Consider the following 23789-nt stretch of genomic DNA (forward strand, 5'->3'; position numbering starts at 1 on the left):
TCCGCACAATGGCCATCCGGCGCCGCGGGCATGGGCCGGCGCATTCGTTACCCGCCACCGCTCAGCAACTGCAACAGCTCCCACAGAAACTTCACGATGATCACGATCAGTTCCCACAGCCGATAGAGCGGCTGCCAGTCCAACACGCGCAGAAGGGACTCGATCATCGCTATCGTCAGAAGAAGTGAGGGCCGCGATTTCCAGTTCGATCACGCGTCGCGCGCGATGCCCGCGCGTCGCGCAAGCTCAAACCGCCAGCACGGCCCGCCTGCGCTCCGCGCGTTGCATGAAGAAGTTCGCCGCGACGACGCCGACCGTGACGACCGCGATGAACAGCGTCGCGAGTGCATTCATCTCCGGGTTCAGACCAAGTCGCACGCGCGAGAACACGACGAGCGGCAAGGTCGTCGAACCGGGACCCGACAGGAACGCGGACAGCACCACGTCGTCGATCGACAGCGTGAACGATAGCAGCCAGCCCGACACCAGCGCCTGTGAAATCAGCGGCAGCGTGACGAAGAAGAACACGCGCAGCGGTGTCGCGCCGAGGTCGAGCGCGGCTTCCTCGAGCGACGGATGCAGTTCGCGCACGCGCGATTGCACGATGATCGCGACGTACGAAATACACAGCATCACGTGACCGATCCAGATCGTGAAGATGCCGCGTTCGGCCGGCCAGCCGATCCAGCGCGCCATTTCGATGAACAGCAGCAATAGCGAGATACCCTGAATCACTTCGGGGATCACCAGCGGCGCGTTGATCATGCCGGTGTACAGCGTGAAGCCGCGAAAGCGCCCCATGCGCGCGAGCACGAAGCCGGCCCACGTGCCGATGATCACCGACGCGAACGCCGTGAGCAGGCCGATACGCAGCGACAGCCACGCCGACGTGATCAGCTCGCCGTCCTGCAACAGCGCCGCGTACCAGCGCGTCGAGAAGCGCGTCCACACCGTCATCAGTTGCGATTCGTTGAACGAATACACGACGAGGCTGACGATCGGGATATACAGAAACAGAAAGCCGATGCCCAGAGCGATCAGCTGCAGCATGCGATTCGGCTTCATTGGCGGCCCTCCTCCAATGCCTTCGCCTGGGCATGCTGGAACAGCGCCATCGGCACCAGCAGCAGCAACACCATCGCGCATGTGACGGCGGACGCCATCGGCCAGTCGGCGTTGTCGAAGAACTCATTCCACATCACGCGGCCGATCATCAGCGTGTTCGCGCCGCCGAGCAACTCGGGAATCACGTACTCGCCGACCGCCGGAATGAACACCAGCAGACAGCCCGCGATGATGCCGTTCTTCGACAGCGGCAGCGTGATCTGCCAGAACGCCTTCCACGGCTTCGCGCCGAGGTCGTAGGCGGCTTCCAGCAAGGTCAGGTCCATTTTCACGAGATGCGCGTACAGCGGCATCACGAGAAACGGCAGGTACGAATAGACCATGCCGATATAGACCGCCGTGTTCGTGTGATACAGCTCGATCGGCGAATGGATCAGGCCGACCGACATCAGGAAGTTATTCAGCAGCCCGTTGTTCTTCAGAATGCCGATCCATGCGTACACGCGGATCAGGAACGAGGTCCAGAATGGCAGCATCACGGCCATCATCAGCAGGTTGCGGGTGGCCGGATTGGAGCGCGCGATGTAGTACGCCATCGGATAGCCGATCAGCAGACACAGCACGGTCGAAATCGCCGCGACCACGACCGAATTCACATAGGTCGCGAAGTACAGGCTGTCGGTCAACAGAAACGCGTAGTGCGACAGATCGAGCGTGATGTGCAGCGCGCCTTCCGCGAAGGTGACGAGCTGCGTGTACGGCGGAATGCCGAGCTGCGAATCGGCGAAGCTGATCTTCACGACCAGCAGGAACGGCACGAGGAAGAACAGCAGCAGCCAGATGAACGGCCCCGCCACCACCGCGGTGCGTCCCCTGAACTTCAGACGCCGCACGGGCCACGCGAAAAACGACGAAAGCGCCTCTTTCATGACGTCAGCACCACGCCGGCCGATGCGCTCCAGCGCACGTAGACTTCGTCGCCCCAGGATGGCGGATCGATTTCAGTGAGCGCCAGGCTCGTCACGTTCGCGATCACGGTCTTGCCGCCGTCGAGCTTCACGTGATACAGCGAATAGCCGCCCATGTACGCGATATTCGTGACGACGCCCCTGCCCCAGTTGTAGGCGCCCTCCGGCGGCTTACGCGTGAGGGCGATGCGTTCGGGGCGCACCGAGATCGTCACCGGCATGCCGAGCGGACCGGTGATGCCGTGATTGACGTGCAAATGGCACGTCAGATCCGGCGTTTCGATGAACACGTGATCGGGCTCGTCCTCGACCGTGCGGCCTTCGAACAGATTGGTCGAGCCGATGAATTCCGCCGAGAAACGGCTGTTCGGGTACTCGTAGACTTCATGCGGCGTGCCGAGCTGCACGATCTGGCCTTCGCTCATCACGGCGAGGCGGTTGGCCATCGTCATCGCTTCCTCCTGATCGTGCGTGACCATCATGCAGGTGACGCCGACCTGGTCGAGAATGTTGACGAGCTCGATCTGCGTGCGCTGGCGGATCTGCTTGTCGAGCGCCGACATCGGCTCGTCGAGCAGCAGCAGCTTCGGCCGCTTGACGAGCGAGCGCGCGAGCGCAACGCGCTGCTGCTGCCCGCCCGACAGCTGATGCGGCTTGCGCTTCGCGAAGCGGCCCATCTGCACGAGTTCGAGCGCGTTGTGCAGGCGATCTTTCAGCTCGGCCTTCGGCACGCCTTCCTGCTTGAGACCGAACGCCACGTTCGCCTCGACAGTCATGTGCGGAAAGAGCGCGTACGACTGGAACATCATGTTGACCGGCCGGCGATACGGCGGCAGTTGCGCGAGATCTTCGCCATCGATCAGGATCTTGCCCGACGTCACGGTTTCGAGCCCGGCCATCATGCGCAGGAGGGTCGACTTGCCGCAGCCCGAGCTGCCGAGCAGCGCGAACAGCTCGCCCTTCTTCACCGTCAGATTGACCCCTTTGACCGCGACGGTCTCGCCGAACTTCTTCACGACATCGACGATCTGGATGAACTGCTCCGCTGCGTCGCCCGTCACGGCGTTCGAGCCCGTCGACGGCACCGCCGTCCCGGCCAGCGCGCCCGGCTGGTCACTACTCATCATAATGCTGCTTCACTCCGGCGTTTGACGAACAAAGCCCCCGGTGAACACCGAGGGCTTCATAGGCTGCTTATCTGTTTGTTGTCGCGCTTAGCGGCCGGACTTGAACTCGGTCCACAGCCGCGTTTGCAGCCGCTGGATTTCCTGCGGCAGCGGTTTCAACAGGAACAGCGTCTTGATGGTTTCCGGCGACGGGTACACGGCCGGATCGTTCGCGACGTCCTTGTCCACGTACTTGCGCGCTTCCATATTGACGCTCGGGTAGTACACGGCGTTGGTGATCGCGGCGTGCACTTGCGGCGTCTCGATGTAGTTGATCCACTCGAGCGCGGCTTCCTTGTGCTTCGCGTCCTTCGGAATCGCCATCACGTCGAACCACACCGGCGCGCCGCCCTTCGGCACGAAGTACTCGATCTTGTACGGCTTGTTCGCCTCGATCGCGCGATGCTTGGCGATCACGACGTCGCCCGACCAGCCGTACGCGAAGCAGATGTCTCCGCCGACGAGGTCGTTGATATAGCCCGACGAGTTGAACTGCGTGATGTACGGGCGGATCTTTTTCAGCATCGCGAGCGCGGCGCGGTAGTCGGCCGGGTTCGTGCTCATCGGGTCTTTGCCTATGTAGTGCAGCGCAGCTGCGAACATCTGGTCCGGCGCGTCGAGCACCGACACGCCGCAGGCCTTCAGCTTCGAGATGTATTCCGGCTTGAACAGGATGTCCCAGCTATCGAGCGGCGCGTCCTTGCCGAGGATCTGCTGGACCTTCGTCACGTTGTAGCCGAGGCCGGTCGTGCCGTACGCCCAGGGCACCACGTACTTGTTGCCTGGATCGGCGCCGGCGACGAGCGCCATCAGCGACGGGTCGAGGTACTTCAGGTTCGGCAGCTTCGATTTGTCGAGCGGCTCGAAGATGCCCGCGGCGATCTGCTTGCCCGCGTAGTTGCTGGTCGGCACGACGATGTCGTAGCCCGAGTGACCGGTGAGCAGCTTCGCCTGCAGCGTGTCGTCGCTGTCGTAGTTGTCGTACTTGACCTGGATGCCGGTCTGTTTGGTGAAGTTCGGTATCGTGTCCTTCGCGATGTAGTCGGACCAGTTATACACGTTGAGCTGCGTATCCTTCGCAGCGGCCGTCAACCACGGCGCCGCGCACAAGATCAGCGCCGCCATATGCCCCACTATCCGCTTGTTCATCCCGTTCTCCGATCCTCTCGTCACTCAAGCCGCGCCGTCGCCCGCACGGTCCCCTGAAAACCCCGAAAACTACCACCAATTATTGCCCGCACAAAAAAAAACCCGGAGCTGTCGCGCAAACGGTACAGGCTCTGGCCGCACCCTTGCAAAATGGGCGCAATTTTAACGGGTTATCGGCCCGTGTCTACCGAAAAATACGCGGTCGTCGGCCGCGCTTTATCCGCGCTGGGCACAGGCTGCGAGGGTTTCATCGCGTCGCTGTTATCTGGTTGTCAGCTCGGCGTTGGCTCGCGCCTGGACGGTGCGCCGCTCTGGCGCGCGCGAGTGCCGGACGGTGCTTGCCGGTGCAGAGCCGCGTCGGCGTCCGGCGCGCCTTTCATGCGCCGCGGCGCCGCCACGACGGCTCGAATGCTCCTATCATGATCTTTTGATGCGTATTGCGCGACGTCGTCGCGCGATGGCCGGCCAGCCGCTGCGCGCGTGCGATGGGCATGTGACTTGCAACAGGATGCGTTTCCCACAAGCTCTGGCACGATGAACACCAATCCTTTCGCGATGCGTCCCAACCGGCGCCGGCGCCTGCCGGGCGAGCCGATGCGTCCCGCGCACTGGTTCTCGTTCCTCGGCGCCGGCGCGCTGATCGCGGTCGGCTATATCGATCCCGGCAACTGGGCGACCGCGCTCGGCGCCGGCGCGGGCTACGGCTACCGCCTGCTCGGCATCGTGCTGCTGTCGAGCCTGATGGGGATGCTGATGCAATGGCTGTCGTCGCGCCTCGGCGTCGTGACCGGGCGCGACCTCGCGCAATTGTGCCGCGAGCGCAATGGCCGGCGCGCGACGCTGTTCCTGTGGCTGACCAGCGAGGTCGCGATCATCGCCTGCGATGTCGCCGAGGTGGTCGGCAGCGCGGCCGCGCTGCAACTGCTGCTCGGCGTGTCGCTGACGGTCGGCGTGCTGATGTCGGCGGTCTGCACCTTCGCGCTGCTCGCGCTCCAGCAGAAAGGCCGCCGCAGGCTGGAGGCGGTGATCGCCGCGCTGATCGGCTTCGTCGGCCTGTGCTTCGTCGTGCAGCTCGCGCTCGCGCGACCCGACTGGCACGCGGCGCTGGCCGGCACCGTGCCGAGCCTGGAGCTGATCAGAAGCGCGGGCATGCTGTGGCTCGCGGCCGGCATCGTCGGCGCGACGGTCATGCCGCACAACCTGTATCTGCATTCGGCGCTCGTCAAGCATCACGCGCCCGACAGCAGCGACGCGCAGATCAAGGCCGCGCTGCACGTCGTCAATCTCGATACTTTCGGCTCGCTTGCGTTCGCGTTCGTGATCAACGCGGCGCTGCTGATCGTCGCGGCGGCCGTGTTCTATGCGAGCGGCCATCGCGACGTGACCGATCTGGCCGATGCGCATCGGCTGATCGCGCCGCTCGTCGGCAGCCGCTGGGCCGGCATCCTGTTCGCGACGGCGCTGCTCGCGTGCGGACTCAGCGCGACCGTCACCGGCACGCTGGCCGGTCAGACGGTGATGGAGGGCTTCCTGCGGCTGCGGTTACCGCGCTGGAAACGCGCGCTGCTCACGCGTGCGCTCGCGATCGGGCCGGCCCTGCTCGCGGTGGGCGTGTTCGGCCAGCATGGCTCGAATCAGTTGCTGGTCGCGAGCCAGGTCGTGCTGAGCTTGCAATTGCCGCTCGCGGTCGTGCCGCTGATCCGCTGCGCGTCCGATGCGGCGCTGATGCGCGGCTGGCGCGTGCACGGCGTGCCGCTCGTGCTGTCATGGCTGTCGGCGGCGTTCATCATTGCGCTCAATGGCGCGCTGATGTGGCAACTGGCGACTTCGGCGTGATCGCAGACGCAAAGGTCAGCGCAATTGACATGAAGTTCGCACGACGCTGAGCGGCGCATGCAAGGCGCACGGCGCGCATCGGTTAACATAGCGGGACTTCGCCTCCCCGCCTCAAGGTTTCCGATGACTTCGAATCTCCACGATCTTCCCGACAGCCCGTGCATCGGCGTCTGCTCCACGCTCTTCGACGAGGTCTGTAAAGGCTGCGGCCGCACCGCCACCGAAGTGTCGAACTGGGTGTTTCTGAGCGACGAGGAAAAGCGCGCGATCTGGACTCGGATCGAACGGGAAGGCACGGCGATGCGGTTTCAGAACGACAAGGTGTGAGGGTGTTCGTTGCGCGCTTGAGCGTTGATGCCGGTTGCGGCCATAAAAAATGCCGGGACCTCCCGGCATTTTTTATGGCCCACGTTTTCTGATGCGAGCATCAGAAGCGCATGCCGACGCCGACGATCAGCGGATCAATTGTCGGGCTGCGACCGAGGGTCGCGTTACGCAACGTGCTATACGTTGGACAGAGCCGGCTCGCGGCCATAGACGCTTCAGATCCCGACGCAACTGAACCTGAAAACGCCTCGCAAAACTTCGGCTACATGACCACCGCCAAGGACTTCGTTCAGTGCCTCGCAGAATGGCGCCGCATGGCGAACGTGTTCAATCCATGGTCCGAGACCGATGAGCGCGATCAGCCCGGCATCAACGCGCCGCGGATTCGCCAGCAACAACTTGCGGCCTACCTGCAAGCCCGCCAAAGGAGTGTCGAGATCATCCTGATTGCGGAGGCGCTGAGCTGCCGCGGCGGGCGTTTCACAGGCATCGCGATGACCTCCGAGCGGATTCTGCTTGGCAACGATACGAAGCTCAACAGCTTCGCCACGGGATCGGACCACAGCCCACTACCGGACTACCTCCCTGGCCCGGCAGCCCGCACCAGTTGCCGTGATGCGCTGTCTCGAATGACGGACCGCGACTACGGGGTCTATGAGAGAACCGCCTCGGTCGTCTGGCAGACGATGCTTGCCAATGGATTCGGACCGACTGAGTTTGCGCTATGGAATGCGTTCCCGTTTCATCCGTTCGCGGACGAAGATGCCCAGAGCAATCGCCGCCCAACGAATCACGAGCTACATGCGACGGGCCAGATTCTGGCCGACTTCATCAGCCTGTTCCCTCGAACCGTACGGTTCGTTGCGCTTGGGCGGGAAGCGGAAAGCGCGTTGCTCAGTCACCCGATGCGGCCTCTACACGAACTCGTGCGGCACCCTACGGCGAGAGCGGCGAAGCCTGCAAGCGAGGCGCTTCAAGGAAAGGTTCGCCATATGGCCAAGCTGGATGAGGTGATTCGACGGCTTGCGTCGAGCCGGCATTAGTCCGGTGCTGGTCGCGATCGAATCATTGAGCGGTCTTCACTGTGAACGCATGTTCGCCTGGGGCGCCGGATAGCCACCAAAAGCAAAAAAGGCCCACGCCGGCAAACTGCCGGCGTGGGCCTTTGCGAATAGCTGAAGACCAGCAACCAGGCGCTTATTGCACGCCCTGACTCGTCAGGAAGTCCTCATAGTTGCCACCGAAGTCGTTCAGCGTGCCATTGGTCTTCACTTCGATGATCCGGTTCGCGAGGCCGCTCACGAACTCGCGGTCGTGGGAGACGAAAATCAGCGTGCCGTCGAACTTGTCGAGCGCGATCTGCAGCGACTCGATCGACTCCATATCCATGTGGTTGGTCGGCTCGTCCATCAGCAGCACGTTGTGGCGGCCCAGCATCAGCTTGCCCCAGATCATGCGGCCCTTCTCGCCGCCCGACAGCACCTTGACCGACTTGCGGATGTCGTCCGCATTGAACAGCAGCCGGCCGAGCGTGCCGCGCACCATCTGCTCGTCGTCGCCTTCCTTGCGGTACTGGTCGATCCAGTCCATCAGCGTGACGTCGCCCGGAAACTCTTCGTACGTGTCTTGCGGCATGTAGCCAACGTTGGCGTTTTCCGCCCACTTCACCGTGCCGTGGTCGAGTTGCAGATTGCCGAGCAACGAGCGCAGCAGCGTGGTCTTGCCCGCGCCGTTCTCGCCGATGATCGCGATGCGCTCGCCCGGCTGCACGCTGATGCTGAAGTTATTGAAGATCGAGCGCTCGTATTTCTTGGAGATACTGTCGGCGACCACCGCGATGTTGTGCAGCTTCTTCTCGAACTCGAAGCGGATGAACGGGTTCTGCCGCGACGACGGCTTGAATTCCTCGATCTTGATCTTGTCGATCATCTTCAGACGGCTGGTGGCCTGGCGCGCCTTCGACTTGTTCGCCGAGAAGCGGCGCACGAAGTCCTGCAGATCGGCCACGCGCTCCTTCGCCTTCGCGTTGGCGGCCTGCTGACGCTCGCGCGCCTGCGTGCTGGCGAGCATGTAGTCGTCGTAGTTGCCCGGATAGACCTTCAGCGTGCCGTAGTCCATGTCGGCCATGTGCGTGCAGACCTGGTTCAGGAAGTGCCGGTCGTGCGAGATGATGATCATCGTCGAGTTGTACTGGTTGAGAACATCTTCCAGCCAACGGATCGAGTTGATGTCGAGGTTGTTGGTCGGCTCATCCAGCAGCAGCACGTCCGGCTTCGAGAACAGCGCCTGCGCGAGCAGCACGCGCAGCTTCCAGCCGGGCGCCACGTTGCTCATCGGGCCGTTGTGGTCTTCGATCGCGATGCCGATGCCGAGCAGCAGCTCGCCCGCGCGCGCTTCGGCCGTGTAGCCGTCGTACTCGGCGAACTTCGCTTCGAGCTCGGCCGCGTGCATGTAGTCGTCGTCGGTCGCGTCGGGGTTTGCGTAGATCGCGTCGCGCTCGGTCATCGCGGCCCACATTTCGGCGTGGCCCATCATCACGACGTCGAGCACGCGCACGTCTTCGTACGCGAACTGGTCCTGGCGCAGCTTGCCCAGACGCACGTTCGGCTCGAGCATCACGTTGCCCGAGCTGGGCTCGAGATCCGAACCGAGAATCTTCATGAAGGTGGATTTACCGCAGCCGTTCGCACCGATCAGGCCATAGCGATTCCCTCCCCCAAATTTGACCGAAATGTTCTCGAAGAGGGGCTTCGGCCCGAATTGCATGGTGATATTGGCAGTAGACAGCACAGCGCGTCCCTTTGAATGTGATATCGGCGAAAAACCGAATATTTTAGCAGGTTTAGAGATTTCAACCCGACAGTTGGTCCGGCGCGGCCCGCGTCACCCGTTCGAGCCGCCGCGTGGCGTCTGCAGAATGTCGATGAAGGCCGAAAAATCCGCGTCGGCGAGTCCCATCGCGGCACCCAGTCGCAGCAATTGCTGGACCGTCGACGTGACCGGCATCGGCGTGCCGGTCTCGTAGGCGCTCCCCCGCCGCGCCGTCCGCCCCCCGCCCGCCTCGCCGAAATCCGCCACCCGCCGCGCCAGCGCGCGCGGCCAGCTCACGCGGCGTATCGATGACGTGCGCGCCCTCGGCTCGCAAGGCCTCGGCCTTGGCTCGCGTGCGGTTCCACACATGCACGCTATGACCCGCGCGCAGCAGGTGCCGGATCATCGGCGCGCCCATCAGGCCGGGGCCGCAAAAACCAGTTTCCACGTTCGAACCTCGTCGGCTATCAGATTGAATCGCTTATGTTGCGTACAGATGATAGCGACCGCGCCAGGCGCTGAAGTCGCGCGATACCGGGCATGCGATGTGCAGTATCGATGGTTCGAGCGGCGGCGTCTGATCCGCCGCGCAGGCGATTGCGCTGGCGAGGGCGCATCTGTCCGTCGGACTGCGCGAACCGTTGCCTATACTTTTTCCATGCACGTTTCCGAGCAGCGTTTTACTGACCAGCGGCGCACACCAAGGAGGAACTCATGTCAGAACACGTTTACAAGAAGATCGAACTGACCGGTTCGTCGAAGAAATCGATCGACGACGCGATCACCACCGCGATTGCCAAAGCGTCGGAAACGCTGCGCAATCTGCACTGGTTCGAGGTCACGGAAACGCGCGGCCAGATCGAGAACGGCAAGGTCGCGTACTGGCAGGTAACGTTGAAGGTCGGCCTGCGCATCGAGGACTGAGCGGCGACCGCACGACACGCTTGCCCGTTGCCACGCGCAAGCCGCAAACAGAAAAGCTGCGTCCAGGCGGGGCTGGACGCAGCTTTTTTTCAACGACGGATCGCCCGATTTACTTCGGCAGCGACCCGTCGACACCCTCCACGTACCAGTTCAGGCGCTGCAGTTCCGGATCGGTCAGCGTCTTGCCTTCAGGCACCTTCACCGTGCCCGACTGATCCTTGATCGGGCCCGTGAACACGTCGCGCTTGCCGCTCGCGAGTTCGTCGCGCTTCGCGGCAACCTGCTTCTGCCCATCGGCCGGAATCGCCGACGTGTTCAGGTCCTCGAGATTGACAGCCTTCTGCGGAATGCCCCACCACACCGGAGCGTTCGTCCACTTGCCGTCGAGCACCTGCTGGATCACCGCGCTGTAGTACACGCCCCAGTGCGCGACCACCGAGCCGAGATGCGCGTCAGGACCGAACTTCTTCATATCCGAATCCCAGCCGAACGCGTGCACGTGCTTCTCCGACGCGGTCGCGAGCGTCGCGCTCGAATCGGTGTTCTGCAGCAGCACGTCGGCGCCCTGGCCGATCAGCGTTTCGGCGGCCTGCTTTTCCTTGCCCGGATCGAACCAGCTGTTGATCCAGATCACCTTCGTATGCACCTTCGGATTCACCGAGCGCGCGCCGAGCGTGAACGCGTTGATGTTGCGCACCACTTCCGGAATCGGCACCGACGCGACGAAGCCGAGCGTGTTGCTCTTCGTCACGTAGCCCGCGGCGACGCCGGCCAGATACGCGCCCTGGTACATGCGCACATCGTAGGTGCCGAAGTTCGGCGCCTTCTTGTAGCCGGTCGCGTGCAGGAAGATGGTGTCCGGGAAGTCCTTCGCGACCTTCAGCTCGAAGTCCTGGTAGCCAAAGCTCGTGCCGAAGATGATCTTGTTGCCCTTGTTCGCGAGATCGCGGAACACGCGCTCGGAGTCGGCCGATTCGGGCACGTTCTCGACGCGCGTAATCTTGATCCTGTTGCCGAACTTCGCTTCGGCTTCCCGCGAGCCCTGATCGTGCGCGAAGGTCCAGCCGGCATCGCCCGGATTGCCGAGATAGACGAACGCGACGCCCGGCACGTCAGCGGCCTGCGCGGTTTGCGCGAGCGGCGCCGCAAGCGCCAGCGACGCCGCACCCCAAGCGAAAGCGGTCAGCAGATTTCTTCTCTTCATGTTTTCTCCCCTGTCGTAATGAGCGAATAGTTTGAGCGGATCGATAAAGGACCTGTGTCGCCGTCAGCCCGCCGAGAAAAACGGCTTGCCGAGCGACGCGGGTGCATTCAGGCGAATCGTGTTCGGATTGCGCGAGATCAGCGCGAGCACGACGATCGTCGCGACGTACGGCAGCATCGCGAGGAACTGCGTCGGCACCGGCACACCGATCGCCTGCGCATAGAACTGCAGCCCCGTCACCGCGCCGAACAGCAGCGAGCCGATCAGCAGTCGCCCAGGGCGCCACGTCGCGAACACCACGAGCGCGAGGGCGATCCAGCCGCGGCCCGAGGTCAGGTTCTCCTGCCACAGGTGCAGATTGACGATCGAATAGTAGCCGCCCGCGAGCCCCGCCATGCCACCGCCGAACGCGACCGCCCCATAGCGCACGCCGACCACCGGAAAGCCGACCGAATGCGCGACCTGCGGCGATTCGCCGACCGAGCGCAGCACGAGTCCCGCGCGCGTGCGATAGAGGAACCAGCCGATCGCGGCGAACATCAGGAACGCGAGGTAATCGAGCGGCGTAAGGGTAAACAGCGCGGGGCCGAGCACCGGGATGTTCGACAGGCCGGGGATCGTCCACGTATCGATCGTCGCGCGCACCGCCGCCGACGTGTACGGCTTGCCGACGTACGCGGACAGCCCGATGCCGAAGATCGTCAGCGACAGGCCGGTCGCGACCTGGTTGGCGAGCATCGTCAGCGTGAGGAACGCGAACAGCAGCGACATCGCGAGACCGGCGCCGATCGCGGCGAGCACGCCGAGCCACGGGCTGCCGGTGATCGACGTGACCGCGTAGCCGCTGACGGCGCCCATCAGCATCATCCCTTCCACGCCAAGATTTAGTACGCCCGATTTTTCGGCGACGAGTTCGCCGGCGCCCGCGAACATCAGCGGGATCGACGCGGTGATCGCGCTCGACGTGAGCGCGCTGGCTTGCTGGATATCCATATCGAGTCTGAAAGCGGATTGGCGAGCTGATTGGCAAACTTAACGAGCCACTGCTGCGGCCGAGCGGCGCCGCACGCGGTAGTTCACGAACAGGTCGGCGCCGAGCAGGCAGAACAGCAGCAGCCCCTGGAACACGCCCGAGAGCGCCTGCGGCAATTGCATCGAGGTCTGCACCGCTTCGCCGCCGAGATACAGCAACGCCATCAGCAGACTGGCGAGCACGATGCCGAGCGGATGCAGCCTGCCGACGAACACGACGATGATCGCGGTGAAGCCGTAGCCCGGCGACCACGTCGCCTGCAACTGGCCGATCGGACCGGCAATTTCGCCCATACCGGCGAGGCCCGCGAGGCCGCCGCTAATCAGCAGCGACGTCCAGATCGTCTTCTTGTCGGAGAAACCGGCGTAGCGCGCGGCGAGCGGCGCAAGTCCGCCGACGTTCATCCGGTAGCCCGCGAAGCTCTTGCGCATGAACAGCCAGACGAGCGGAATCGCGATCAGCGTGAGGAACACGGACGCGTTCAGGCGCGTGCCACGCAGAAATTTCCAGTGCCAGTCGCCATACAGCGTCGGAAACAGCGCGTCGCCGCTGAACATCTCCGACAGCGGGAAGTTCATGCCCTGCGGATCGCGCCACGGGCCGCTCACGAGATAGATCAGCAGTTGCGTCGCGACGTACGTGAGCATCAGGCTCACGAGAATCTCGTTGGTATTGAAGCGGCTCTTCAGAAACGCGGGAATCGCGGCCCACGCCATGCCGCCGAGGATGCCGGCCGCCATCATGGTCGGCAGAATCCACCAGCCGCTCGCCTGATCGAAATAGATCGCGACGCCGCTCGCCGCGATGCCGCCGAGCAGCATCTGCCCTTCGGCGCCGATGTTCCACACGTTCGCGCGATAGCCGATCGCGAGACCGAGGCCGATCAGGCACAGCGGCGACGCCTTCAGCAGCAGCTCCGACCAGCCGTTGATGCTCGACAGCGGCTCGATGAAAAACCCGTGCATCGCCTGCAACGGGTCGCGGCCGACGAGGCCGAAGATCAGGAAGCCGATCGCGAGCGTCAGCAACGCGGCGATCAGCGGCACGGCGAGCTGCATCGTGCGCGACGGCGACGTGCGGGCTTCGAGTCGATAGGGAAGCATCATGGGTAGCGTGTATTTGTTCGGGTTCTGTTCTTCAGGGTCCGCATTCGCGTGCGTGGTTAGCGTGTTAGCGTGTTGGCGTGGCCGGCGGGCAACGCCTCGCCTCATGCATGCGCCGGTTGATCCGCCGCGGGCGCCGCGCCCTCGCGGTCGCCGAACAGCCCCGCCATCCAGCGGCCGATTTCCTCGGCGTTGGTCGCACCGGTCGCGCGCACCGGCGAAAGCCGCCCACCCGCGAGCACCGCGATGCGATCGCAGATATCGAACAGCTCTTCCAGTTCCTCCGAGATCACCAGAATCGCAACGCCGCGCGCTGACAGATCGAGCAGTTGCTGACGGATGAACGCCGACGCGCCGACATCGACGCCCCACGTCGGCTGCGCGACCACGAGCACCTTCGGCGCCTGCAAAATCTCGCGGCCCATGATGTATTTCTGCAGATTGCCGCCCGACAGACTTTGCGCGAGCGCGTCGGGGCCGCCGCAGCGCACGTCGAACGCGTCGATGCAGCGCTTCGCGAATGCGCGCATCACAGCCGTTTTGATCCAGCCCGAGTTGACCATGCTCTGCCGATGCGCGGTGAGCAGCGCGTTGTCGGCAAGGCTCATCGCCGGCACCGCGCCGCGGCCGAGCCGCTCTTCGGGCACGAAGCCGAAGCCGAGCGCGCGCCGAGCGCCCGCGCCGAGGCGCGCGGCCGGTTTGCCGCAGATCGTGATCGCGTCGGCCGGCAGGCTGCGTTTTTCAGCGCGCTTCTCGCCGGACAACGCCGCGAGCAGTTCCGCCTGCCCGTTGCCCGACACACCGGCAATGCCGAAGATCTCGCCCGCATGCACGCTGAACGACACGTCGCGCAACGAGGTGCCGAACGGATCGTCGCTCGCGACCGACAACTGCCTGACGTCGAGCAGCACCGCGCCCGGCTTGTGCTCGCGCCGCGTGTAGTCCGGCAGCGAGTGGCCGACCATCAACTGCGCGAGCGATGCATGCGTCTCGTTCTTCGGCGTCACATGGCCGGTCACGCGACCGCCGCGCATCACCGTCGCGGTGTCGCACAACTCCTGGATTTCGTCGAGCTTGTGGCTGATGTAGAGGATGCTGCAGCCCTCGGCCGCGAGCCGGCGCAGCGTCGTGAAGAGCTTGCGGACCGCCTGCGGCGTCAGCACCGAGGTCGGTTCGTCCATGATCAACAGACGCGGATTCTGCAGCAGGCAGCGCACGATTTCGACACGCTGCCGCTCGCCGACGGTGAGGCTGTGGACATGCCGCTGCGGATCGATGTCGAGCCCGTAGTCGGCCGACACCTCGCGAATGCGTTTGGCCAACGTCTTCAGATCGAACGGTTCGTCGAGCGCGAGCGCGATGTTTTCGCCGACCGTCAGCGTCTCGAACAGCGAGAAGTGCTGGAACACCATGCCGACGCCGAGCTTGCGGGCGGCCGCCGGACTCGCGATGTCGACCGTCTCGCCTTCCCAACGGATCTCGCCGGCGTCGGGTCGCACGGCGCCGTAGATGATCTTCATCAGCGTGCTCTTGCCCGCGCCGTTCTCGCCGAGCACCGCGTGGATTTCGCCGGGCGCGACGACGAGCGTGACGTCGTCGTTGGCGCGCACGGCCGGGTACTGCTTCGTGATGCCCGTCAGCGCGAGCCGAGGCACCGCCTGGCCGGTGAGTTGCGCGCCGTCGCTAAGTGGAGTGTCGCTCATGAGATTCCGTAGTGCGTTCGTGACGCTGCTTGCCGCCTGCTTGGCGCCTGCTTGGCGCCTGCTTGGCGCCTGCTTGCCGCTTGCCGCCTGCTTGCCGCCTGCTTGCCGCCGGATTGCGGACTATCGGTCCGCCTCGCCGGCTGGCGATCCGTCACCACAACCGGATGACAATACCTAATTCGCCCCACTCAGTCGAGTTGACAAAATTCCCGCAAACCCCCGCCGCTACAAGCTCTGCGGGTATATCGCCCTTGACGCCGTTTTTCGTCCATATTAAAACGCATATACCCCCACGTTCGTTCGATCAGCCTGCACATATATTCGGAGAATCCATGAGCCAGCAACGCGAGGCGATCGACACGTACCTGCTGCGCGTGTTGCACACGCTACTGATGGAGCGCAGCGTCACCCGCGCCGCCGTCAAACTGAACCAGTCCCAACCCGCCATCAGCGCGGCGCTGCGCCGTCTGCGCGACATCACCGGCGACCCGCTGCTGGTGCGCGGCAAGTCCGGCATGGTGCCGACCGAGTACGGTCTGCGCCTGCTCGAACCGGTGCAGAACGCGCTGCGCGAAATCGAGCGCATCAAGTTCCAGCAGCACAACTTCGATCCGGCCACGTCGATCCGCTGCTACCGGATCGGCTGTCCCGACTACCTGAACGTGCTGTTCGTGCCGACGGTCGTCGAACGTTTCCGCAAGGCCGCACCGAACGCGACGCTCGAATTCCATTCGCTCGGCCCCGCGTTCGACTACGAACTCGCGCTCGAGGACGGCAAGCTCGACATCGTGGTCGGCAACTGGCCGGAGCCGCCCGAGCAGTTGCATCTGTCGAACCTGTTCGTCGATCAGATCGTGTGCCTGATGAGCAACACGCATCCGTTCGCCAAACGCGGCGGGCTCACGCTCGACCAGTACCTGAACGCGCCACATCTCGCGCCGACGCCGTATTCGGTCGGCCAGCGCGGCGCGATCGACGTGCACCTCGCGCGCGAGCGGCTCAAGCGCCATGTGGTCGTCACGCTGCCCTACTTCAATCTCGCGCCGTACGTGCTGATCAAATCCGATCTGATCTTCACGACGACGCGCCTCTTTGCCGACTACTACGCGAACTTTCTGCCGCTGACCGTGATGCCCGCGCCGCTCGACTTTCCGCCGATGCAGTACTACCAGCTGTGGCACGAGCGCGTGCATTATTCCGATGAAGTGCGCTGGCTGCGCGGCGTGGTTGGCGAGGCGACCCGGACGTTGATCGACAAGTCCTGACGCCGCATGCGGCGCCGTTCGCACTGGCGCCGCCGCTCACGGATCAGCGACTCGCGGCTTGCGCGCGGCGCGAGTGCCGCCCCTTCCGCTCGAGCTCAAGCGGCCGCCTCGTAAAGCTGCCGCGCGAGCGCGTTATGCCGCTCGATCACCGGCCCGAGTTCGAGCGTCGCCAACTGCCCATTCTTCACCACCACCTTGCCGTCGATCACGCTATGGCTGACCTGCGACGGCGCGCAGAATACCAGAGCCGCCACCGGATCGTGCAGCGCGCCGGCAAAATGCGGCTCACGCAGATCGAACGCGACGAAATCCGCGGCCATGCCGGGCGCGAGCGCGCCGATGTCGTCGCGATTGAGCACGCGCGCACCACCCAGGGTCGCGATTTCGAGCGCCTCGCGCGCGCGGTCATCGCATCGGGCCCAAAACCGACGCGCTGCAGCAACAGCGCCTGGCGCACTTCGGCGACCATCTGCGCACCGTCGTTCGACGCCGAGCCGTCGACGCCGAGCCCGACCGGCACGCCCGCGAGCCGCATGCGCTTGACCGGCGCGATGCCCGACGCGAGCCGCATGTTCGAGCACGGACAGTGCGCGACGCCGGTGCCGGTGCGCGCGAACAGCGCGATGCCCGCGTCGTCGAGTTGCACGCAGTGCGCATGCCATACGTCATGGCCGACCCAGCCGAGATCGTGCGCATACTCGGCCGGCGTCATGCCGAACTTCTCGCGGCTGTACGCGACGTCGTTGAGGTTCTCCGCCAGATGCGTATGCAGCGACACGCCATACTGGCGCGCGAGCGCCGCCGATTCGCGCATCAGGTCGCGGCTCACCGAAAACGGCGAGCACGGCGCCACGACGACGCGCAGCATGGAGTAGCGCCCATCGTCGTGATACGTCTCGATCAGACGCTGCGTGTCCTTCATGATGTCCGCTTCGCGCTCGACCACCGAATCGGGCGGCAGGCCGCCGTCCTTGCGTCCCACGCTCATGCTGCCGCGCGCCGCATGAAAGCGCATGCCGATTCGGCGCGCGGCCGCGATGCTGTCGTCGAGACGGCTGCCGTTCGGATAGATGTACAAATGGTCGCTCGACGTCGTGCAGCCCGACAGCAGCAGCTCGGCCATCGCGGTCAGCGTCGATACTTCGATCATGTCAGGCGTGAGGTTCGCCCACACCTTGTACAGGTTCGTGAGCCAGCCGAACAACTCGGCGTTCTGCGCGGCGGGAATCGCGCGCGTGAGGCTCTGGTACATGTGGTGATGCGTGTTGACGAGGCCCGGAATCACGAGATGGCCGTGCAGGTCAAGTACCTCGTCGGCCGATTGCGGCAGTTGCGCGGTCGGTCCGACCGCGACGATCCGGTTGTCCTCGATATACAGCCCGGCGTCGCGCAGTTCACGCCGCTCGTCATCCATCGTGACCAGCACGTCCGCGTGCTTCACGAGCATCGTTTTACCGGGTTGTTTCAGTGCTTCATTCATCGTCATTCGTCTGTCCGCCTGATTGCCTGCATGCAAAGCCGTTCGAACGCGATGCGGCGGCACGCCACCGTGCCGTCGCGTTCCGTTGAACGCCATTGGCCCGGTTACCCAGCGTGAGTCGCCGTCTTCGGGGTTGTCCGTGCCAAAGGCCTGCCTTTGCACGGGTGTGTCGCGCCGCACAGCGCTTACCTTCGGTAGCCAAAATCCCGCTGACAACCCGCGCGGTTGCGATACCCAACTTCACACCGCCAATATAGTGGTGCATTTTTGGCGCCGGTACGATCGGCCGATGAGCCGGCGCGGCTTTCGTCTGGCTGTCCATCATGCGCGAACTATTATCTTTCCTATCGCTCGCGCTCGGGACAGAGCATCCTTTCTACAATGGCTGCCACGGCGCTCGCTTCGATTCGCCGACGGGTATGTAGCCACTGACGTGGAGCCTCGATCCGCCGCAAACGTAATGGATCGGGCCGCCGCCGACACCTCGCATTCACACAAGGACAATTGCGAATGGGCAAGCTCACTACCCACGTGCTCGACACCGCGAACGGCCGTCCCGGCGCAGGCATCAAGGTCGAACTCTTCGCGCTCGCGGGCGACACGCGCCGCGCGCTCAAAACCACTGTCACCAATCACGACGGCCGCTGCGACGAGCCGCTGCTCGAAGGCGACGCGCTCGTCGCGGGCGAGTACGAACTCGTGTTCGGCGCGGGCGACTACTTCGCCTCGCTCGGCACGAAGGTGCCGGAACCACGCTTCGTCGATCGCGTCGTGCTGCGCTTCGGCGTCGCCGATGCCGACGCGCACTATCACGTGCCGCTGCTGGTGTCGCCGTTTTCGTACAGCACGTATCGGGGCAGCTAGCCCTGCTGGATGCGAGCCGCGTCCGAACCGGCACGAACAGACCTGGACAGGCACAACGCCCCGCGATACCCATAACAACCCGCGCTGCGTCTTCTATCCGCAGGCGGCGCGATGACCGACGACGTCGAACGTCATCGCGCGCGCAACGAATCAGAAGTGGAGGAGTTTCATGGAAGGCTTTATCACCGACTGGTTGAACCTCGCGATTCGCTGGTTCCACGTCGTCGCCGCCATTGCATGGATCGGCGAATCGTTCTATTTCGTCGCGCTCGACAACAGCCTGAAGCCGCCGACCGATCCGAACCAGCGCCGTCGCGGCGTGTTCGGCGAACTGTGGCACGTGCACGGCGGCGGCTTCTACAACATGCAGAAGTACACGGTCGCGCCGCCCGAAATGCCCGAAGACCTGCACTGGTCGAAATGGCCGTCGTACACGACGTGGCTGTCGGGCTTCGGTCTCTTTACCGTGCTGTATCTGTTCTCGCCGAGCACCTACCTGATCGACAGGAACGTGCTCGACATGGGGCCGGTGGTCGCCGTCGCCTCGGCGATCGGTTTCCTCGCGGCCGGCTGGATCGTCTACGACTCGCTGTGCCGCATTCTCGGCACACGTGACAAACTTCTCGGCATCTGCGTCGGCGTTTATGTGCTGATCGCGGCGTATCTCGCCTGCCATATCTTCGCGGGCCGCGCAGCGTATCTGATCATGGGCGCGATGCTCGCGACGATCATGTCGGCCAACGTGTTCTTCGTGATCATTCCGGGCCAGCGCAAGATGGTCGACGCGATGCTGAAGGGCGACACGCCGAACCCGATCTACGGTAAGCGCGGCAAGCAGCGCTCGGTGCACAACACGTATTTCACGCTGCCGGTCGTGTTCGCGATGCTGTCGAACCACTACGCGATGACCTACACGCATCCGTACAACTGGGCGGTGCTCGTCGTCATCATGCTGGCCGGCGCGCTGATCCGTCAGTTCTTCGTGATGCGCCATCGCGGCCAGGTGTTGTGGTATCTGCCGATCGTCGGCGTCGCGCTGATGTGCACGGCACTCGTGTGGACCATGCCGCGTCCGATGGTGCCGCAGGCGCAGGCCGCCAACGCGCCGACGCTGAAGGTCGCCGACATCGCGCCGGTGCTGCAGCAGCGCTGCGTGGCCTGCCACTCCGCGCATCCGACGATGATGGGCAGCGCGCCCGCCGGCGTGCTGATGGATACGCCCGACGAAATTTCGCAGAACGCGCAGCGCATTTACCAGCAGGCGGTCACGTTGAAGGCGATGCCGCTCGGCAACGTCACGCATATGACCGACGAGGAGCGGATGAAGATTGCCGCGTGGTTCGAAGGTGGCGCGGCGAAGTAAGGACCTCTGTCCGGATCACGGAGCCGGTGCCGAGGCAGAGGCTGGAGTGCGAAGCGGGCTTGTCGCGAGAGCGGCAAGCCCGTTGTTGTTTGGGAAGGTGACGTGCGGAATCTGTCGCCCTCGGGCTACAAAAATCGGCAAAAATACATAAAATGTAGCCTTGCAGACACAAATACGAGCAACTCTGTTGTGTCTCTTGGGCTACAATAAATGCCAAATACGCTGAATTTGACGCCCTGAGGCTACAAATGACCACCCTCGCCGATGTCTCGGACATGCTGAAAGCCGTGCGACGCGACAGCAAACTATCGCAGGAAGAACTGGGGCGCCGCGCGGGCGTGGCCCGCACGACCGTCGCGCGGATGGAAACGCTCGCAAGGAACGATATGAGCGTGTCCGTGCTCGTGCGCCTGCTCGAGGTTGCCGGTTACGACCTCAAGTTCGTCGCGCATGGACATGGCCGCACGCTGGAAGACATCCTCGCTGAACAGCGCAGCCCGGACGCGCAGCCATGAAGCTCGACGTTCAGGTGCTAGGCAAGAACGTTGCCACGCTGTTTCGCGAGCGCGACGACTATGTCCTCAAATATCACGGCGATGCGAGCGCGGCCGACTTCGTCAGCCTGACGATGCCCGTGCGCGAAGAGCCTTGGCGCTGGCCACGCGACCTGCATCCGTTTTTCCGGCAGAACCTGCCCGAAGGCTATCTGCTGAATCTGATCCGTGAGCAATTCGGGCCCTTGCTCGACGGAACCGACCTGTCACTGCTCGCCGTCGTGGGCTCGATGGGGATCGGCCGGGTCACCGTGACGCCCGAAGGCGTGGCGCCGGGCACCGAACTCCAGGCGCTCGACGTCCAGCACATCCTGCACGGCGACAACACCGCCGACCATTTCGCGCAACTCGTACGTGAATACGCGCGAGCGGCCATTTCGGGCGTCGTGCCGAAGTTCATCGCGCCGCAGGCGCAGTCTGCCGCATCGACACCGTTGCAGCTCGGTAAGCCGACGATTCGAACGAGCCGTCACATCGTCAAAGGTTCGGACGACAACACGCCCTTTCTCGGTTTCAACGAGTTCCATTCGATGCGGGTGCTGGAGCGGCTGGGGGTGGCGCACGTTGCGCGCACGCGGATGTCGGACGATGGCAGGGCGCTCGTCGTCGAGCGCTTCGATGTCGACGCGCAGGGACTGCCGGCGTATGGCGTCGAAGACTTGTGCGGTCTGCTCGGCTTGCCACCGCACGAAAAATACAATTCGACGAGCGAGAAAATGCTCAACGCGGCAAGAGCGTATCTGCTCGATCGCGACACCATGCGGATGCAACTCCAGCAGCTCGGCTGGCATTTGCTGACGAACTACGTCGTGCGCAATGCGGACTGCCACACCAAGAACGTCGCACTATTCTATACCTCGGTCGACGACGTTGCGTTCACGCCCGTCTACGATGTCGTGACGACCCAGGCTTATCCGCGCTTCGCAGCCAATCCGCCCGGGCTGCCTGTCGACGGCCGCAAAACCTGGGCAGCCGGTAAAACGCTGGAACGATTTTTCAACACGCGCATGGGCATCGCCCCGCGGCAATATGCGCAGATGGTTGAAGCGCTGTGCGACTCCGCTGTCGACGTCGGCCACGAGTTGATCGAAGCAGCGCGCAACGAACCGCAGTGGCGTGCGCTCGCCAAGCAGATGCTGCATGCATGGGACGACGGCATGACATCGCTGCGCTCGCCGAAGAAAAGCCTGCAATTCAGGGGGCTCAAGCCGGCCATCGAAGCAGCGGGATTTTCGGCGCCGGAGCCGCCCGAACGGTCAAGGGAAGTCATTGGGCATTCGCCGCTGCTTGGCAGGCGCAAGTGATCGCCATCCATGCAAAAAAGCCCACGACGTAACGCACATCGCGGGCCTGTTCTTCGAACCACAACGCTGCCGGCGACCCGGCAGCTGCATCGCCATCAAACCGCCACCGCGCTCAGCGCATCTTCCGTGAGCCACAGCGACTCCGCCAGATCCTGCTCGTTCAGATTGAGCCCCTCGCCGCCACGATCGACGACGATAAAGTCGCTCGTCTCGCCCAATGCGATCAGCGGATGGTGCCACACGCCTTTCGCGTAGTTGACGCCCTGCCAGCCAGTGGTGACGAACGCGCGGATCTTCTTCGTGTCGAGTTCGCCCGCGGGCGCGACGACGACCAGATACGGCTTGTCGTTGAGCGGCACGAACGCCTGGCTGCCAAGCGGATGACGCTCGAGCATCTTCACTTCGAACGGCAGCGTGCGCGGCTGGCCACGAAACAGATTGACGAGCGTGCGGCCGTGCTCGTCGGCCACGTCGACTTTCGCGAGGTCGTGATAGCGGATCGTCGTGCCGAGGTTGATCGGAATCTGCTTCGCGCCTTCGAGTTCGATCACGTCGCCGAATGCGGCGAACGCCGCTTTCGTCAGCGCTTCGATGGCGAGCGTTTTCATTCGAGCGTACCCCACAGACGCAGACGCGACACGCCGCCGTCCGGATAGATGTTGAAGCGCACATGCGTAACGGGCCCGAGCGCCGCGATCTCGCTCTCGAAGAAATGCTGCTCGTCCATCTGCAGTTTCTGTTCGCCGAGCAGCACCGGCCAGAACATCGCCTGCGTGACGAGCGAGCTGTCGGTCCCGCCCTTCACGTACGCGGCCTGGATCGAACAGCGATCCGGATAATTGCCCTTGAAGTGCGCGGTGTCGACTTCGATCTTGCGGATCACGCCCGGCTGCGCGAGCGCGATGATCGCCCAGTCGTTGCCCGGCTCGCGACGACGACGCGTTTCCCAGCCGTCGCCCATATTCACGCCGCGCCCCGGCATCAGCAGCGTCGAGGCCGCGCCGAAGTGCTGGTTGTTCGCGCCGACCAGATACGCGCCGTTTTCCATCGCCGCGAGATCGAACTGCTCGGTGCGGCTCGCGCCGGCCCAGTCGACCTGCGGCTGACCGTAAACACGCAGACGCGCGATGCCGCCGTCCGGATAGATGTTCACGCGCAGATGCGTGTACGCGCTCGCGTCGCCGACTTCGAGGTAGTGGTGGCTATTGCCCTGCAACGTGGTCGACGGCACGATCTCGGTCCATTGCGTCGCCTGATTCGGCTCGCCATCCGCAACGCGCGCCGCTTCCACCGACGCCGCCGGCGGGAAGTTGCCGGTGAAGTGGCTCGTGTCGAGGTCGAGTCCCTTGATCACGCCGGGCCGCGCGAGCTTGACGATGCACCAGTCGTAGCCGGTCGTGCGCTTGCGACGCGTTTCCCAGCCGTCCATCCACTTGCCGTTGTCGTCGTACTTGCCCGGAATGAAGACGGCCGGTTCCGGATTCAGCATGCGGTCCTTCGGCGCGAAGAATTCGTCGCTGGCCTCGAGCGCCTGCGCGCCCAGACGCGGGTCCGCCAGGTTCACGTAACGGCGCGTGAATTCCGGTGCGTTGGGGTCGAGAATCGGAAGTGCCATCTTTGTCGTCCTTGAGATCGATTGGTGCGGGAAAAACGTTACGGCTCGCTGCGTG

The 23789-nt window shown here is 63.9% G+C and carries 21 protein-coding genes and 2 pseudogenes; 9 read left to right on the plus strand and 14 right to left on the minus strand.

Going from position 1 to position 23789, the window contains the following annotated elements; all coding sequences use genetic code 11:
- Nucleotides 1-246: 246 nt before the first annotated feature.
- The 4 genes from OKW37_RS14990 to OKW37_RS15005 form a co-directional block, all read right to left on the minus strand.
- Complete coding sequence (locus OKW37_RS14990) at nucleotides 247-1065, minus strand: ABC transporter permease subunit (protein WP_429405614.1); 819 nt, start codon at nucleotides 1063-1065, stop codon at nucleotides 247-249.
- Entirely contained in the window at nucleotides 1062-1994 is a 933-nt protein-coding gene (locus OKW37_RS14995; RefSeq protein WP_184056787.1) for an ABC transporter permease subunit, read from the minus strand. The genes OKW37_RS14990 and OKW37_RS14995 overlap by 4 nt, the downstream gene beginning before the upstream one ends.
- The gene (locus OKW37_RS15000) at nucleotides 1991-3157 is read right to left on the minus strand and encodes an ABC transporter ATP-binding protein (RefSeq protein WP_184022680.1); all 1167 of its coding nucleotides are present in this window, start codon (nucleotides 3155-3157) and stop codon (nucleotides 1991-1993) included. Before OKW37_RS15000 ends, OKW37_RS14995 begins: the two co-directional genes overlap by 4 nt.
- Nucleotides 3158-3247: 90 nt before the next feature.
- Nucleotides 3248-4348 carry a polyamine ABC transporter substrate-binding protein gene (locus OKW37_RS15005; protein WP_184056793.1) on the minus strand — a complete coding sequence of 367 codons (1101 nt, stop codon included), beginning with the start codon at nucleotides 4346-4348 and terminating at the stop codon, nucleotides 3248-3250.
- Between the two features lie 534 nt (nucleotides 4349-4882).
- On the opposite strand from OKW37_RS15005, the gene OKW37_RS15010 reads away from it, so the two are divergent.
- The 3 genes from OKW37_RS15010 (at nucleotide 4883) to OKW37_RS15020 (ending at nucleotide 7554) form a co-directional block, all read left to right on the plus strand.
- Nucleotides 4883-6184, plus strand: coding sequence for an Nramp family divalent metal transporter (locus tag OKW37_RS15010; RefSeq protein WP_429405611.1), 1302 nt, complete (start codon nucleotides 4883-4885; stop codon nucleotides 6182-6184).
- A gap of 123 nt (nucleotides 6185-6307) precedes the next feature.
- A complete protein-coding gene (locus tag OKW37_RS15015; RefSeq protein WP_090800501.1) occupies nucleotides 6308-6511 on the plus strand; it encodes a DUF1289 domain-containing protein in 204 nt (67 codons plus the stop codon).
- 110 nt (nucleotides 6512-6621) lie between these two features.
- Nucleotides 6622-7554 carry a uracil-DNA glycosylase gene (locus tag OKW37_RS15020; protein ID WP_260320944.1) on the plus strand — a complete coding sequence of 311 codons (933 nt, stop codon included), beginning with the start codon at nucleotides 6622-6624 and terminating at the stop codon, nucleotides 7552-7554.
- 154 nt (nucleotides 7555-7708) lie between these two features.
- Here the strand turns inward: OKW37_RS15020 and OKW37_RS15025 are convergent, their stop codons facing one another.
- From OKW37_RS15025 to OKW37_RS15035, 3 genes and pseudogenes are all read right to left on the minus strand, one after another.
- Entirely contained in the window at nucleotides 7709-9301 is a 1593-nt protein-coding gene (locus OKW37_RS15025; RefSeq protein WP_090800503.1) for an ABC-F family ATPase, read from the minus strand.
- A gap of 93 nt (nucleotides 9302-9394) precedes the next feature.
- A complete protein-coding gene (locus tag OKW37_RS15030; RefSeq protein ID WP_429408509.1) occupies nucleotides 9395-9619 on the minus strand; it encodes a hypothetical protein in 225 nt (74 codons plus the stop codon).
- Nucleotides 9600-9740, minus strand: a pseudogene (locus OKW37_RS15035) (NAD(P)-binding domain-containing protein); the annotation flags it as partial. The gene OKW37_RS15030 and the pseudogene OKW37_RS15035, both read right to left, overlap by 20 nt.
- A 296-nt stretch (nucleotides 9741-10036) precedes the next feature.
- On the opposite strand from OKW37_RS15035, the gene OKW37_RS15040 reads away from it, so the two are divergent.
- Nucleotides 10037-10246 (plus strand): dodecin, encoded by a 210-nt coding sequence (locus tag OKW37_RS15040; RefSeq protein ID WP_018435559.1) that lies wholly within the window; start codon nucleotides 10037-10039, stop codon nucleotides 10244-10246.
- A 109-nt stretch (nucleotides 10247-10355) separates the two neighbouring features.
- Here OKW37_RS15040 and OKW37_RS15045 read toward each other — a convergent pair whose 3' ends face one another.
- The 4 genes from OKW37_RS15045 to OKW37_RS15060 form a co-directional block, all read right to left on the minus strand.
- Entirely contained in the window at nucleotides 10356-11450 is a 1095-nt protein-coding gene (locus OKW37_RS15045; protein ID WP_184056799.1) for a BMP family ABC transporter substrate-binding protein, read from the minus strand.
- A 63-nt stretch (nucleotides 11451-11513) separates the two neighbouring features.
- Complete coding sequence (locus tag OKW37_RS15050) at nucleotides 11514-12443, minus strand: ABC transporter permease (protein ID WP_090800507.1); 930 nt, start codon at nucleotides 12441-12443, stop codon at nucleotides 11514-11516.
- 39 nt (nucleotides 12444-12482) lie between these two features.
- On the minus strand, nucleotides 12483-13589 hold the full coding sequence (locus OKW37_RS15055) for an ABC transporter permease (protein ID WP_090805345.1): 1107 nt from the start codon (nucleotides 13587-13589) through the stop codon (nucleotides 12483-12485).
- A 101-nt stretch (nucleotides 13590-13690) separates the two neighbouring features.
- Entirely contained in the window at nucleotides 13691-15289 is a 1599-nt protein-coding gene (locus tag OKW37_RS15060; protein ID WP_184056802.1) for an ABC transporter ATP-binding protein, read from the minus strand.
- Nucleotides 15290-15621: 332 nt separating this feature from the next.
- On the opposite strand from OKW37_RS15060, the gene OKW37_RS15065 reads away from it, so the two are divergent.
- Nucleotides 15622-16554 carry a LysR substrate-binding domain-containing protein gene (locus OKW37_RS15065; RefSeq protein ID WP_184056805.1) on the plus strand — a complete coding sequence of 311 codons (933 nt, stop codon included), beginning with the start codon at nucleotides 15622-15624 and terminating at the stop codon, nucleotides 16552-16554.
- A gap of 95 nt (nucleotides 16555-16649) precedes the next feature.
- On the opposite strand, the pseudogene OKW37_RS15070 reads toward OKW37_RS15065, so the two are convergent.
- Nucleotides 16650-18040, minus strand: a pseudogene (locus OKW37_RS15070) (8-oxoguanine deaminase).
- Nucleotides 18041-18544: 504 nt separating this feature from the next.
- Here OKW37_RS15070 and uraH point away from each other — a divergent pair.
- The 4 genes from uraH (at nucleotide 18545) to OKW37_RS15090 (ending at nucleotide 22119) form a co-directional block, all read left to right on the plus strand.
- On the plus strand, nucleotides 18545-18898 hold the full coding sequence (gene uraH, locus OKW37_RS15075; protein WP_018417696.1) for a hydroxyisourate hydrolase: 354 nt from the start codon (nucleotides 18545-18547) through the stop codon (nucleotides 18896-18898).
- A gap of 169 nt (nucleotides 18899-19067) precedes the next feature.
- Nucleotides 19068-20261: a urate hydroxylase PuuD gene (locus OKW37_RS15080; RefSeq protein ID WP_184056808.1), complete on the plus strand. Its 1194-nt coding sequence runs from the start codon at nucleotides 19068-19070 to the stop codon at nucleotides 20259-20261.
- 248 nt (nucleotides 20262-20509) lie between these two features.
- Entirely contained in the window at nucleotides 20510-20776 is a 267-nt protein-coding gene (locus OKW37_RS15085) for a helix-turn-helix domain-containing protein (RefSeq protein WP_090800516.1), read from the plus strand.
- A complete protein-coding gene (locus OKW37_RS15090) occupies nucleotides 20773-22119 on the plus strand; it encodes a type II toxin-antitoxin system HipA family toxin (protein ID WP_429405605.1) in 1347 nt (448 codons plus the stop codon). The genes OKW37_RS15085 and OKW37_RS15090 overlap by 4 nt, the downstream gene beginning before the upstream one ends.
- 95 nt (nucleotides 22120-22214) lie before the next feature.
- Here OKW37_RS15090 and OKW37_RS15095 read toward each other — a convergent pair whose 3' ends face one another.
- Nucleotides 22215-22727 (minus strand): ureidoglycolate lyase, encoded by a 513-nt coding sequence (locus tag OKW37_RS15095; RefSeq protein WP_429334747.1) that lies wholly within the window; start codon nucleotides 22725-22727, stop codon nucleotides 22215-22217.
- Nucleotides 22724-23734 carry an allantoicase gene (gene alc / locus OKW37_RS15100; RefSeq protein WP_429405603.1) on the minus strand — a complete coding sequence of 337 codons (1011 nt, stop codon included), beginning with the start codon at nucleotides 23732-23734 and terminating at the stop codon, nucleotides 22724-22726. Before alc ends, OKW37_RS15095 begins: the two co-directional genes overlap by 4 nt.
- Nucleotides 23735-23789 lie beyond the last annotated feature (55 nt).

The sequence above is a fragment of the Paraburkholderia sp. MM5482-R2 genome (assembly GCF_050436125.1).
GTDB lineage: Bacteria > Pseudomonadota > Gammaproteobacteria > Burkholderiales > Burkholderiaceae > Paraburkholderia > Paraburkholderia tuberum.

Excerpts from the sequence above, each read along its gene's own strand:
- OKW37_RS14995 (WP_184056787.1), bottom strand. The coding sequence starts at position 1,994 with ATGAAAGAGGCGCTTTCGTCGTTTTTCGCGTGGCCCGTGCGGCGTCTG.
- OKW37_RS15020 (WP_260320944.1), top strand. The coding sequence starts at position 6,622 with ATGCCGACGCCGACGATCAGCGGATCAATTGTCGGGCTGCGACCGAGG.
- alc (WP_429405603.1), bottom strand. The coding sequence starts at position 23,734 with ATGGCACTTCCGATTCTCGACCCCAACGCACCGGAATTCACGCGCCGT.
- OKW37_RS15000 (WP_184022680.1), bottom strand. The coding sequence starts at position 3,157 with ATGAGTAGTGACCAGCCGGGCGCGCTGGCCGGGACGGCGGTGCCGTCG.
- OKW37_RS15080 (WP_184056808.1), top strand. The coding sequence starts at position 19,068 with ATGGAAGGCTTTATCACCGACTGGTTGAACCTCGCGATTCGCTGGTTC.
- OKW37_RS15040 (WP_018435559.1), top strand. The coding sequence starts at position 10,037 with ATGTCAGAACACGTTTACAAGAAGATCGAACTGACCGGTTCGTCGAAG.
- OKW37_RS15010 (WP_429405611.1), top strand. The coding sequence starts at position 4,883 with ATGAACACCAATCCTTTCGCGATGCGTCCCAACCGGCGCCGGCGCCTG.
- OKW37_RS15095 (WP_429334747.1), bottom strand. The coding sequence starts at position 22,727 with ATGAAAACGCTCGCCATCGAAGCGCTGACGAAAGCGGCGTTCGCCGCA.
- OKW37_RS15055 (WP_090805345.1), bottom strand. The coding sequence starts at position 13,589 with ATGATGCTTCCCTATCGACTCGAAGCCCGCACGTCGCCGTCGCGCACG.
- OKW37_RS15045 (WP_184056799.1), bottom strand. The coding sequence starts at position 11,450 with ATGAAGAGAAGAAATCTGCTGACCGCTTTCGCTTGGGGTGCGGCGTCG.
- OKW37_RS15090 (WP_429405605.1), top strand. The coding sequence starts at position 20,773 with ATGAAGCTCGACGTTCAGGTGCTAGGCAAGAACGTTGCCACGCTGTTT.
- OKW37_RS15005 (WP_184056793.1), bottom strand. The coding sequence starts at position 4,348 with ATGAACAAGCGGATAGTGGGGCATATGGCGGCGCTGATCTTGTGCGCG.
- OKW37_RS15050 (WP_090800507.1), bottom strand. The coding sequence starts at position 12,443 with ATGGATATCCAGCAAGCCAGCGCGCTCACGTCGAGCGCGATCACCGCG.
- OKW37_RS15015 (WP_090800501.1), top strand. The coding sequence starts at position 6,308 with ATGACTTCGAATCTCCACGATCTTCCCGACAGCCCGTGCATCGGCGTC.
- OKW37_RS15060 (WP_184056802.1), bottom strand. The coding sequence starts at position 15,289 with ATGAGCGACACTCCACTTAGCGACGGCGCGCAACTCACCGGCCAGGCG.
- OKW37_RS15085 (WP_090800516.1), top strand. The coding sequence starts at position 20,510 with ATGACCACCCTCGCCGATGTCTCGGACATGCTGAAAGCCGTGCGACGC.
- OKW37_RS15065 (WP_184056805.1), top strand. The coding sequence starts at position 15,622 with ATGAGCCAGCAACGCGAGGCGATCGACACGTACCTGCTGCGCGTGTTG.
- uraH (WP_018417696.1), top strand. The coding sequence starts at position 18,545 with ATGGGCAAGCTCACTACCCACGTGCTCGACACCGCGAACGGCCGTCCC.
- OKW37_RS14990 (WP_429405614.1), bottom strand. The coding sequence starts at position 1,065 with ATGAAGCCGAATCGCATGCTGCAGCTGATCGCTCTGGGCATCGGCTTT.